Annotated in this window: 11 protein-coding genes; 7 read left to right on the forward strand and 4 right to left on the reverse strand. The window is 67.8% G+C overall.

Going from position 1 to position 10,823, the window contains the following annotated elements; genetic code table 11:
• Positions 1-332 precede the first annotated feature (332 nt).
• Positions 333-962: an SCO family protein gene (locus tag JHC81_RS06585; RefSeq protein ID WP_292172312.1), complete on the reverse strand. Its 630-nt coding sequence runs from the start codon at positions 960-962 to the stop codon at positions 333-335.
• A 53-nt stretch (positions 963-1,015) separates the two neighbouring features.
• On the opposite strand from JHC81_RS06585, the gene JHC81_RS06590 reads away from it, so the two are divergent.
• Together JHC81_RS06590 and JHC81_RS06595 are read left to right on the forward strand one after the other, a co-directional pair.
• Complete coding sequence (locus tag JHC81_RS06590) at positions 1,016-2,524, forward strand: ActS/PrrB/RegB family redox-sensitive histidine kinase (RefSeq protein WP_292172314.1); 1,509 nt, start codon at positions 1,016-1,018, stop codon at positions 2,522-2,524.
• 71 nt (positions 2,525-2,595) lie between these two features.
• The gene (locus JHC81_RS06595; protein ID WP_292172316.1) at positions 2,596-3,162 is read left to right on the forward strand and encodes an ActR/PrrA/RegA family redox response regulator transcription factor; all 567 of its coding nucleotides are present in this window, start codon (positions 2,596-2,598) and stop codon (positions 3,160-3,162) included.
• A 3-nt stretch (positions 3,163-3,165) separates the two neighbouring features.
• On the opposite strand, the gene JHC81_RS06600 is transcribed toward JHC81_RS06595, so the two are convergent.
• The gene (locus tag JHC81_RS06600) at positions 3,166-3,432 is read right to left on the reverse strand and encodes a DUF6356 family protein (protein WP_292172318.1); all 267 of its coding nucleotides are present in this window, start codon (positions 3,430-3,432) and stop codon (positions 3,166-3,168) included.
• A 140-nt stretch (positions 3,433-3,572) separates the two neighbouring features.
• Here JHC81_RS06600 and JHC81_RS06605 point away from each other — a divergent pair, with 140 nt between their 5' ends.
• Positions 3,573-4,763: an acyl-CoA dehydrogenase gene (locus JHC81_RS06605; protein WP_292172319.1), complete on the forward strand. Its 1,191-nt coding sequence runs from the start codon at positions 3,573-3,575 to the stop codon at positions 4,761-4,763.
• Positions 4,764-4,877: 114 nt separating this feature from the next.
• Here the strand turns inward: JHC81_RS06605 and JHC81_RS06610 are convergent, their stop codons facing one another.
• Positions 4,878-5,651, reverse strand: coding sequence for a DUF3313 family protein (locus tag JHC81_RS06610; RefSeq protein WP_292172321.1), 774 nt, complete (start codon positions 5,649-5,651; stop codon positions 4,878-4,880).
• A gap of 150 nt (positions 5,652-5,801) precedes the next feature.
• Between JHC81_RS06610 and JHC81_RS06615 the strand changes: the two genes are divergently transcribed.
• The 4 genes from JHC81_RS06615 to JHC81_RS06630 all read left to right on the forward strand — a co-directional run bounded on the left by JHC81_RS06615 (position 5,802) and on the right by JHC81_RS06630 (position 10,069).
• Positions 5,802-6,617, forward strand: coding sequence for a response regulator transcription factor (locus JHC81_RS06615; protein ID WP_292172323.1), 816 nt, complete (start codon positions 5,802-5,804; stop codon positions 6,615-6,617).
• On the forward strand, positions 6,614-8,083 hold the full coding sequence (locus JHC81_RS06620) for a HAMP domain-containing sensor histidine kinase (protein ID WP_292172325.1): 1,470 nt from the start codon (positions 6,614-6,616) through the stop codon (positions 8,081-8,083). Before JHC81_RS06615 ends, JHC81_RS06620 begins: the two co-directional genes overlap by 4 nt.
• Before the next feature lie 28 nt (positions 8,084-8,111).
• Positions 8,112-9,425: a trypsin-like peptidase domain-containing protein gene (locus JHC81_RS06625; RefSeq protein ID WP_292172327.1), complete on the forward strand. Its 1,314-nt coding sequence runs from the start codon at positions 8,112-8,114 to the stop codon at positions 9,423-9,425.
• A 311-nt stretch (positions 9,426-9,736) separates the two neighbouring features.
• Entirely contained in the window at positions 9,737-10,069 is a 333-nt protein-coding gene (locus tag JHC81_RS06630; protein ID WP_292172330.1) for a DUF2794 domain-containing protein, read from the forward strand.
• A 54-nt stretch (positions 10,070-10,123) separates the two neighbouring features.
• Here the strand turns inward: JHC81_RS06630 and JHC81_RS06635 are convergent.
• Positions 10,124-10,823: Bax inhibitor-1/YccA family protein (locus JHC81_RS06635; protein WP_292172332.1), on the reverse strand; the 700-nt coding region annotated here is incomplete at its 5' end.

Below are 10,823 nucleotides of genomic sequence, written 5' to 3' on the forward strand. Positions count from 1 at the left end.
GCTGCGGACGAAAACGGAGTCCATTCGGTCCACTCGGTCCATTCGGTCCGCCTTGGGGTCCAGAGTCTCCATGAGCCGGAAAACGGAGCCGTCGCGCGCCTGATGACGCGACGCTGCTTGGATTTCGCTCATCGCCTGGGGGCGGCGGAGCGGGGTGGAAATTGTCAAAGACCGCGGGCGCGGGCCCACAGAGGGGCCTGACCGCATTCTACCACGGGTCAGAGGCGTGCTCAGCAGAATGGCCAAAAGACCGCCGGGTGAAGGTCGAGAAGGGCCGGTTCGGGGTCCGGAAGGACCGGAGTATCTGTCTCCGGAATGACCTCCCGGTGACGCTAGCCCCGCGCCATGTTGCGTTCGATGACCGAGGCGGCCTGCTGGGGGCCGAGGTCGTGGGCCAGGGGTGCGCGGAACTTGCCGTCCGGTCCCATCAGATAGACGGTCAGCGAGTGGTTCATGGTGTAGCCTTCGCCCTCTCCGACCTGGCTGTAGTAGGCGCGGTAGGCATCGGCGGCGGTGCGGACCTGTTCGGGCGTGCCGGTCAGGCCGATGACGCCTTCGGGAAACCCTGGCGACGACAGATAGTCCTTCATGGCCTGGGGCGTATCGCGGGCCGGGTCGACGGTGACGAAGACGATCTGGACATCCTTGGCCTTGTCACCCAGCTGGCGCTGCGTCGCTTCCAGCGCGGCCAGGGTCGTGGGGCAGTAGTCGGGGCAGTAGGTGAAGCCGAAGAAGACCAGCGACCATTTGCCGTCCAGGATGGACTGATCGACGGGCTGGCCGTCCTGATTGACCAACTGGAAGGGTCCGCCGACCTGGGGCTGTCCGGTTCCGGTCTCTGTGAAGGTGACGGCGTCGGTTGTCTGGCTGCGACCGCCGACGACGACCAGGGCCACGACAACGATGGCTGCGGCGATGGCGATACAGGCCCCGGCGAACAGCAGGATGGAACGGCGCGGCATCGTGACCCTCATGGAACATGCGCAATGGCGGCAAGCCGGGCTATAGAAGAGCCGTGAGCCAGACCCAAGCCCCGTTTTCGTCGCAGGCCGACCCGCCGGAGACCGGCCGTTTCGGAGGCTGGCGCAATCTGCCGCGCCGCAGCCGGGGCCTGAGCCTGCGGACGTTGATCATCCTGCGCTGGATGGCCATCGCCGGACAGAGCGCGACCGTGGTCGTCGCGACCGGCTGGTTTCATTTCGACCTGCCGCTGTGGCCCTGCCTGGCCGTCATCGCCCTCAGCGTGGTGATGAATCTGAACGCCACCGCCCGGTTGAAGCGGTCGGACGGGGCGGTGGCCGATGGCCGGACCACGGCCCTGCATCTGGGCTTCGACATCCTGCAGCTCAGCATGCTGCTGGGGCTGACCGGCGGGTTGCAGAATCCGTTCAGCCTGCTGCTGGTCGCGCCGGTGACGGTGGCAGCGGCCTCCCTGCCGGGGCGTCAGGCGGTGCTGATGGGGCTGCTGGTGCTGGCGGCGACCGTAGCCCTGTTCTTCATGTCCATGCCCCTGCCCTGGCAGGCGGGCACAGAGCTGGAGCTGCCGCCGCTGTACCGATTCGGCACCGGGCTGGCGCTGGTGACCGGCGTGGTCTTCACCTCGGCCTATGCCTGGCGGGTGGCGGCGGATGCGGAGAAGCTGGAGCTGGCCCTGGCGACGACGCAGGATGTGCTGCAACGTGAACAGCGGCTGGCGGCGCTGGGCGGGCTGGCGGCGGCGGCGGCGCATGAGCTGGGCACGCCTCTGGCCACCATCCAGGTCGTGGCCAAGGAACTGCTCAGGGCCTCGATCAAGGACGGACCGGCGGCCGAGGACGCCGCCCTGATCCTGCAGCAGGCCGAGCGGTGCCGGGACATTCTGAAACAGCTGTCACAACAGCCGGAAGAGGGCGACGCCTCCTTCGCCGATGTCGGGCTGAAGGCCCTGCTGGAAGAGGTGACCGAGCCGCATCGCGGGTTCGATCTGGCCTTCGAAGTGTCGGTCCGCACCGCCTCGGGCGAGCCGGACCCGCGGGTTCGGCGCCTGCCCGAAGTGATCCACGGCCTGTCGACCCTGGTGGAGAATGCCGCGGATTTCGCGGGGTCGAAGGTGCGGGTGCGGGCCCTGGTCGATGCGGGCTTCATCGAGATCGAAGTCGTGGACGACGGACCGGGCTTTCCGGCCGACATCCTGCCGCGTCTGGGCGAACCCTATGTGACCAGCCGGCCGCAGGGCAAGGCGCGCCGGGCCCTGGCGGCCCAGATTGCCTCTTCGGTCGCCGCCGCCACACCCGGTCGCAAGGGGCGCAAGGCCAGGCCGGTGCTGACGCCCGAGGCGATCGCACCCAGCCAGGGCGGTATGGGGCTGGGCTTCTTCATCGCGCGCACCCTTCTGGAACGGACGGGCGGCAAGGTGGCCGTGGGGTCGGGCGACGGGGCGACGGACCGGAGCCAGCCGCGGGGTGCACGCGTGGCCGTCCGCTGGCCGAGGCCGGCTCTGGAAGTCGCGGCTCAGGAGTCTTCGGTCGAGGACGCTTCGGCGTAGTGTCGCACCCCCGACGCTGAACCTTGACCGCAGTCGTATCGTTACCGATGTCCCTGCCAAGGAGAACACCGATGGCCGAAGTCGAGACGAGCACTGAAGACCGCATCGCCGCCCTGGCGGACAAGAGCCTGTTGCTACTGGACGACGACAATGCCCTGCGCACACGGCTGGGCCGGGCGCTGGAAAGCCGGGGCTTCGAGGTGACGCTGGCGGCGTCCCTGGCCGAGGCGCGCGATGCGTTGAAGACCGCGCTACCGGCCTTCGCCGTGTTGGACATGCGGCTGGAGGACGGCAACGGCCTGAAGATCGTGGAGGCCATCCGCGACCGACGCGAGGACGCCAAGATCGTCATGCTGACCGGCTATGGGGCCATCGCCACGGCGGTCGCCGCCGTCAAGGCCGGGGCCGTGGACTATCTCCAGAAGCCCGCCGACGCCGACGATGTGGTCAAGGCTTTGCTGGCCACCGGCGAAGCGCCCGAGCCGCCCGCCAATCCGATGAGCGCGGATCGCGTTCGCTGGGAGCATATCCAGCGCGTCTATGAGCTGTGCGACCACAATGTCTCGGAGACGGCGCGTCGTCTGGGCATGCACCGCAGGACCCTGCAACGCATCCTGGCCAAGCGCGCGCCGCGCTAAGCCTTACAGGCCAACGTCCCAGACACCGGCGTCACGCATGCGGGTCTCGCGCGCCTCTTCGGCCCGACCGCCCAGGTCACGGGCCATACCCCGGATGGACTCCGAGACGGTGCTCTTGTGCAGGCCGGGGATCAGGGCGTGGGTGAAGGCACAGGCCGAAAGCCTGAGGAGCTTGAAGCCATAGCGTGACGACGCCGCCATATGCTGGAAATAGGTTTCCTCGACCTCGCGCGGGTGGTCGGCGAACAGGCGCTTGAAGGTGCGGATCATGCGGACATCCTAACCTGCGACGGCGCGGGCCTCTACCCGTCCGGGCCATTCTGTCCTAAACCGCGCGCCAGAACAGGGGTTCGGTCGTCACGCTCGCTCACGATCGCATGAGGCCCCGACACGCTTCAGGGACGACGACCATGGCCGACGGCAGCACCAATCCTCAGAAGACCTTTCGCTGGGATGACCCGCTGGACCTGTCCGGGCGGCTGACCGAGGACGAGCGGGCGATCCAGGACGCAGCCCGGTCCTATGCCCGTGACAGCCTGCTGCCCCGCGTGGTCGAGGCCTTCCGCGACGAGACCTTCGACCGCGCCATCATGACCGAGATGGGCCAGATGGGCTTTCTCGGCGCCATGCTGCCGGAACAGTATGGCGGGTCCAGCGTCAGCCACGTCGCCTATGGCCTGATCGCGCGGGAGATCGAGGCGGTGGATAGCGGCTATCGCTCGGCCATGTCGGTGCAGTCGTCCCTGGCCATGTATCCGATCTACGCCTTCGGGTCGGAAGAACAGAAGATGCGGTTCCTGCCCAAGATGGCGGCGGGCGAGCTGGTCGGCTGTTTCGGTCTGACCGAAGCCGACGGCGGGTCCGACCCGGCGTCGATGAAGACCAAGGCGGTCAAGGTTGAGGGCGGCTATCGCCTGAACGGTGCCAAATACTGGATCACCAATTCGCCGATCAGCGACCTGGCGGTGGTGTGGGCCAAGCTGGATGACACGATCCGGGGCTTCATCGTCGAGCGCGGCATGGACGGCTTCACCACCGACAAGATCGGCGACAAGCTCAGCTTGCGCGCGTCGATCACCGGCGACATCGGCCTGAACGACGTCTTCGTGCCGGAGGAGAATCTGCTTCCGGGCGTGAAGGGTCTGCGGGGGCCGTTCAGCTGCTTGAACAAGGCCCGCTACGGCATCGCCTGGGGGGCCATGGGCGCGGCCGAGGCCTGTTTCCACCTGACGCGGGACTATGTGGGTGAGCGGAAGCTGTTCGGCCGGCCGCTGTCGTCGCGCCAGTTGGTGCAGAAGAAGCTGGCTGACATGCAGACGGAAATCTTCCTCGGCTTCGAAGGCGCGCTGGCCCTGGGGCGTCTGCTGGATCAGGGGGCCTGGGTGCCCGAAGCCATCTCCATGATGAAGCGCAACAACTGCGGCAAGGCTCTGGCAATCGCTCGCGAGGCCCGCGACATGCATGGCGGAGCCGGCATCACCGGCGAGATGCACGTCATGCGCCACGCCATGAACCTGGAAACTGTCAACACCTATGAGGGCGCGCATGACGTGCATGCCCTGATCCTGGGCCGGGCGATCACGGGCGAGAGCGCTTTTTGAGAAAAGGGCGCTAACGCTCGGCTCGCGGAGCCTCGCTGCTTGAGCGGAATTTTTGGGCGCTAACGCTCGCGCCGCGAGCGCTCGCTGCTTGAGCGCGTTCCTTTCGCCCCTGGCTTAGTCCTTCGGCGGCTCGGCGCGGGTGCCGGTGTTGATCTCGGGCACATAGAGGCCGGTGACCAGGCGGGTGGCGAATCCGGCGGGCTGGGTGCGCGGGCCATAGCGGGCGCAGGGATCGGGGTCTGCGATAGGGCGCACGGCCCGGCCCGTGGGGGCGAAGGCGTCGCCGACGGCGTCGCCGAACGGCTCGGCCATCTGCAGGGCATCGCCGACGCGCGACAGGGACGGACTGTCCATGCCGACGACATTGGCATTGCGCGCCCAGGCCAGGGCGGCGACCTGCATGCCGCCCGGCGCCACCAGCTCGGCTTCGGCGGCCAGGCCCCCTGTGGTGCCGGGCACGCGCAGGGTGCCGGGGCCGGGGATCAGGACATTGGCCACAGCGGCGACGCCCGAACCGGCGGCACCCGTCGGCGTGATGCCCGTCACGGCCGAGCGCACGCGGGCGGCATTGGCGGCGTTGTCGACGATCGTGAACCGCTCGCTCATCTCGTAGCAGACCTGACGGTCGACCTCGCGCAGGACCAGCGCCCGGTCGGCCTCGGACAGGGCGTCGCCCGCGCCGGCGACAAGCACCGATGGCTCCAGATAGACCTGCTCCACCGCATTGGCCGCAGCCTCGTCGCGCCGCTCGCGGATCGAGGCGCGCAGGGTGTCGTCGCGGGTCGTCAGGCCATCGTAGCTGGTCAGGAACCCGGCGTTGGCGGCGGGGGCCGTCTGGCAGGCGGCGAGGGCGGACCCCGAGATCAGCAGGAGGGCGAGACGCTTCATGGCAGAACCTGTCGGTGGGAGGAGATCGTGCGCCCTAACGCGCGGACGTCAGAAAGGATCAGGGGCCTGTTCAGAAACGATCATGTACCGGTACATTGTCTTCACTCGGCCACACCCTATCGTTCGTCCGGAACGAGGGAGTGCGGTATCTTGGACGGAGAAATGATGGCGGTTTCGGCGGAAGATCCGTTCGCCCAGTTGCGCGAGGTCTTCGCCGGGCGCAGCGCCCTGTTGCTGGAGGACGACGCCGCCCTGTCCGCCCATGTGGCGGATCGTCTGCTCGGCGCGGGGTTCGAGCGTGTCGAACGGGTCGAAAGCGGAGAAGAGGCGCTGGCCGCCGTCAGCGGCGCAGCCTTCGACGTGCTGATCATGGACCGCATGACGCGCGGCCTGGACGGGCTGGAGACGCTGAAGCGCATCCGGGCGGGCGACAGCCTGTCCTACGATGCGCCGGCTCTGATGCTGACCGCGCTGGGGGCCGAGCGTCAGCGGGTCGAGGGTCTGATCGGCGGGGCCGACGACTATCTGTCCAAGCCGATCGGCGATGAGGAACTGCTGGCGCGGATCGCGGCCCAGCTGCGTCGCGCGGCACGGCGGGCCAGGCCCGCAGGGGCCGATCTGGTCAACGGCCCGTTCCGGCTGGCGACCGGCGCCCGCACCCTGAAGCTGGAGATCGGTGGGCAGTCGCGGCTGATCGACCTGTCGCCACTGGAGTTCGCCATCGTCTGCGAGCTGACGGCGGCGCGGGGACAGCCGGTGACCAAGACCATGTTGTGGGAAAAATGCTGGGTGGAGTGGAAATTCCTGCCCGACAACTTCGTCAACATCATCGATGCCCGTATCAGCGCCCTGCGTCGGCGGCTGAAGGAACAGGCGCCCGAACTGGGCGAGGACCTGCACCCCCTGATCGTGTCGGCCCGCAGCCAGAGTCTGATCTTCCGCGACCTCTCCGACTGGACGGAATGACGCGCGGCCGCCGGCGGGATTGGCTCAGCCTCGACGGCCTGCGACGCAGGTTGGGGCGCGGCACCTCGACCCAGCTGGTGGTTCTGATGACGGTGGTCGCGGCCCTGGCGCTGACGGGATCGCTGTATGTGACCGGCGCGGCGGTGCGGACGGACCAGCGCGAGCAGGCGGCGCTGGCGGCGCTGGATGACTATGGCTCCATGGTCCAGAAGCTGGGCATCGAGACGGGCCTGGGCAGCGCGACCCTGACCGAGGGCGACACGGCCTTTCTGGCCGGCTGGCTGGCGACCTTCCAGAGCGGCAATGCGCGAGGCGCGCGGACGCTTGAGGAAACCTGCCGCACCGGGCGGGGCGGGGCGGGCGTGCGTTATATCCGGTCGCCGGTCGGGCCGAGCGTCGGTCTGTCCGCACTCGCTACCAGCCCGGCGGATCAGGCCTATGGCTTGGGCGAGGACGTCTATGTGATCGCGCTCGATAAAGGGGTGCTGTGCCCCGATCGCGCCGTCGAGGTGGTGGCCGTGCGCCGTCCGGTCGGTCCGCTGGACATCATCGTGGGCCGCGTCGTGGATCGTTCCGGCGAGGCCTGGGGGCGGGCCGTGATTGTGGTGATCGGAGCCGGGCTGGCCCTTCTGGTCATGGGGTTGGGCGCGGCCAGTTTCGCCCGAAAGCGTCTGACGCGGGCAGTGACGGAGGTCAGCCAGGCCCTGGACCGGGCCGGGGTCGGCGATTTCTCGTTGAGAGCCCCCGAAACGGCGGTCGCGCCCGAGCTGACGGAGCTGACCGGCCATGTGAACGGCACGCTGGACCGGCTGGAGGAGCTGCTGAGCTGGCTGCGGGATTCGGCCGATCAGCTGGCGCACGATTTCCGCACCCCTCTGGCCCGTGCCACCGCTCGGCTGGACCGTCTGAAGGAGGCCGAGCTTTCGCCCGAGGCCCTGCGTCTGGCCCAGGAGGTCGAGGCAGACCTGACCCAGCTGACACGCGCCATGAACGAGGCCATGACCCTGCGCGACGGCGAGGCCTGGGTGTTCGAGACCGTTCGTCTGGATCAACTGATGGCCGCTGCCGCCGACCTCTACGACGCCCTGGCCGAGGATCGGGGGGTGACCATCCGCGTCGTGGCGGAGCCCGTTCAGGTTCTGGGCGTGCGGTCCCTGCTCCTCAGAGCCGTGACCAATCTGGTGGACAATGCGGTCAAGTTTTCGCCCGAAGGCAGTACGGTCACCCTGACCGTCGGTATGCGCGATGACCGACCCTTCCTGACGGTCGCCGATCAGGGGGCCGGCTTCGCCGCAGAGGCTCTGAGCGATCCGGCGGTCGCTGTCGCCAAGGCCGTCGCCCAGGGTCGGGAGAGCCACGGCATGGGCCTGGCCTTCGTCCGCACCGTCCTCAAGCGCCACGGGGCCGGCATGACGATTGGTGACGCCGCGCCGGGGGCAGTCGTCACGGCGCATTTCTCGCGCTAGGGTCGCCTCTGATCCCTAGAGGTGTGCGATGCGGCGTTTGATGATCCGGGCTTCCCAATGGTCGGCCATGGCCCTGATCGCGGCTGTGCCGCTGACCATTGCGGGGCCGGCGGCGGCCCAGGACCCGACTTTCTTCGACAATCAGCGCGGGGTGTTCAGCTTCGCCACCGGGCTGGAACAGTCCCTGCCGGCCGTGGTTCAGGTGACGACCCTGGCCCAGTCCAGCGGGCCGTCGTCGGGCGACAGCGAACCCCGCCAGATTTCCAGTGGATCGGGCGTCATCGTGGATGCCGCCCAGGGCATCATCGTCACCAACAATCACGTGGTCGAGGGCGGGGGCAAGTTCACGGTCGATCTGTTCGACGGTCGATTGTTCGACGCCACCCTGGTCGGGACGGACAAGGCGACGGACCTCGCCGTCCTGAAAATCGAGGCGACGGGTCTGGCCCAGGTCGAGGTGACGGATTCAGAGTCGCTGCGGACCGGCGACCTGGCCTTTGCCGTCGGCTATCCGCTGGGTCTGGACCAAACCCTGACCATGGGCGTGATCTCCGGCCTGGGGCGGTCGGGCATGGGCGACCGGATCGAGGACTATATCCAGACCGATGCGGCGGTGAACTCCGGCAACTCGGGCGGGCCGCTGCTGGACAGCCGCGGGCGGCTGATCGGCATCAACACCTCCATCCTGTCGGGTGGGGGCGGCGGCAATGACGGCATCGCCTTCGCCGTGCCGACGCGGATCATGCTGTACGTCGCCAACCAGCTGCGCGAGACCGGAGAGGTCAAGCGCGGCAAGACCGGGGCCATACTGGGGTCGCTGAACGCCACGCGCGCCCGCAGCTTCGGCCTGCGTATCGTGCGGGGGGCCGTGGTCGAGGATGTGGCCCCGGGATCGAGTGCCGAGGCCGCCGGACTGAAGCGCGGCGACATCCTGACCCGCATCCATGACCGCGCCATTTCCAACGCCGGGACCGTCAACGCCACCATCGGCGTCGCCGCGCCGGGGACGGAACTGGCGGTCGTCTATCTACGCGACGGGGTGGAGGCGCGCACGACCCTGACCGTCGAGGATTCGACCACGAAGGATGTGGCGGTCGGGGCCGAGGTCCTGATCGGACGCGGCGCCTCCGTGCGGGCGGGGTCGGACGGACTGGTGGTGTTCGCGGTCGAGGGCGGATCGTCCGCCGCAAACGCCGGGCTGATGGCCGGTGACGTGATCCGCTCGGTCGAGGGGCGTCGGGTGTCCAGCCTGTCGGCCCTGGGCCAGGCGCTGGGCGGCGAGGGCCGGCGACGCCTGAGCGTCGAGCGCGGCGAGGAAACGCCGACGATCACCCTGGACTGACCCCGATCCCGGACAGCAAAACGCCCGCCTGGCCGGAGGGGGGAAGGTGGCTGGGCGGGCGTCTCTGCTTTGGAGGAAGCATCGGCCCGCCGGAGCCCTTCGTGGAGAAATCCAGGGGGGCTGGGGGGGCTGTTCAGGTTCCGGGACCGCTCCGGACTCTGGCGAGCCGATGAGACAGGTTTCACCCTCCATGACGGCGGGCGATGGGCCGAATGGCGGCGATTTCGTGTTCTGGCTCTTTTATTGACGAAGCGGCGTTCGCTCGGCGACGGATACTGGCATTTGGCCGGATGCGGCCTAATCTTCATGGCATGAACGATGTCGCCGACCTGCAGTCGCAACCGGGCCCGGTCTTCTTCGACCGCACCGAACTGGGCCTGATCCTGAGGGTCTATGGCCGGATGGTCGCGGCGGGCGAGTGGCGCGACTATGCGATGATCGGGCACCGAGAGGTGGCGGAGTTCGCCGTCTTCCGCCGCTCGGGCGATGCGCCGCTTTACCGGATCGAGAAACGCCCGGCCCTGCGTCTGAAACAGGGGCAGTGGGCCGTGATCGGCGAGGGTGGCATCGTTCTGCGCCGGGGACGCGAGCTGGCGCAGGTGCTGCGGGTGTTCGACAGCCGCAAGTTTCGGGTGGTGGAATAGAACAAGGGCCCCGGCGTTTCCGCCGAGGCCCCAATATCAAGCTTGGTTGAGGGCCTAGTTCCTGTTGCCGCCCATGAAGGCCAGCAAGAACTGGAACAGGTTCACGAAGTTGATGAACAGGCTCAGGGCACCAAAGCCCGTCGCAACAGCCATGCCCGCGCGATCACCGCCCAAGGCGTAGTAAGTCATTTTCAGCCGCTGGGTGTCGTAGGCGATCAGTCCGGAGAAAATCAGCACGCCAAGGCCGCTGATGATCAGCGACAGCGGCCCGCTGTTCAAGAAGATATTGACTACCGAAGCAATAATCAGCCCGATCACGCCCATGATCAGGAAGCTGCCCAGGCCGGTCAGGTTCTTTTTCGTCGTATAGCCGAACAGGCTGAGCGCGCCAAAAGCGGCGGCTGTCACGAAGAAGGTCGAAGCCACACTGTTGACGTCGTAACGCAGGAACACAAAGCCCAGCGACGCGCCGATGGATGCCACGACCAGCCAGTAAAGAATGTTCACCCCACCTGACGTCGGGTTCTTCATGAAGAACATCGAGCCGAACAGAAGCACCAGCGGCAGGAACTGCACGATCATGCCCAGAATGGTGATGCCGTAGCCTGTTGGCGTCTGGACCCACAGCAATTGGGTCACCGCCGGAACATTGCCGGTGACGTAGGCCAGCACACCGGCCACCACCAGTCCAAGGGCCAGCTTGTTGTAGACGCCCAGCATGAAGCTGCGCAGGCCCGCGTCGACCGACATGTCG

The organism is Brevundimonas sp., from assembly GCF_016463295.1.
Classification (GTDB): domain Bacteria; phylum Pseudomonadota; class Alphaproteobacteria; order Caulobacterales; family Caulobacteraceae; genus Brevundimonas.

Excerpts from the sequence above, each read along its gene's own strand:
- JHC81_RS06585 (WP_292172312.1), bottom strand. The coding sequence starts at position 962 with ATGCCGCGCCGTTCCATCCTGCTGTTCGCCGGGGCCTGTATCGCCATC.
- JHC81_RS06595 (WP_292172316.1), top strand. The coding sequence starts at position 2,596 with ATGGCCGAAGTCGAGACGAGCACTGAAGACCGCATCGCCGCCCTGGCG.
- JHC81_RS06600 (WP_292172318.1), bottom strand. The coding sequence starts at position 3,432 with ATGATCCGCACCTTCAAGCGCCTGTTCGCCGACCACCCGCGCGAGGTC.
- JHC81_RS06605 (WP_292172319.1), top strand. The coding sequence starts at position 3,573 with ATGGCCGACGGCAGCACCAATCCTCAGAAGACCTTTCGCTGGGATGAC.
- JHC81_RS06610 (WP_292172321.1), bottom strand. The coding sequence starts at position 5,651 with ATGAAGCGTCTCGCCCTCCTGCTGATCTCGGGGTCCGCCCTCGCCGCC.
- JHC81_RS06620 (WP_292172325.1), top strand. The coding sequence starts at position 6,614 with ATGACGCGCGGCCGCCGGCGGGATTGGCTCAGCCTCGACGGCCTGCGA.
- JHC81_RS06625 (WP_292172327.1), top strand. The coding sequence starts at position 8,112 with ATGCGGCGTTTGATGATCCGGGCTTCCCAATGGTCGGCCATGGCCCTG.
- JHC81_RS06630 (WP_292172330.1), top strand. The coding sequence starts at position 9,737 with ATGAACGATGTCGCCGACCTGCAGTCGCAACCGGGCCCGGTCTTCTTC.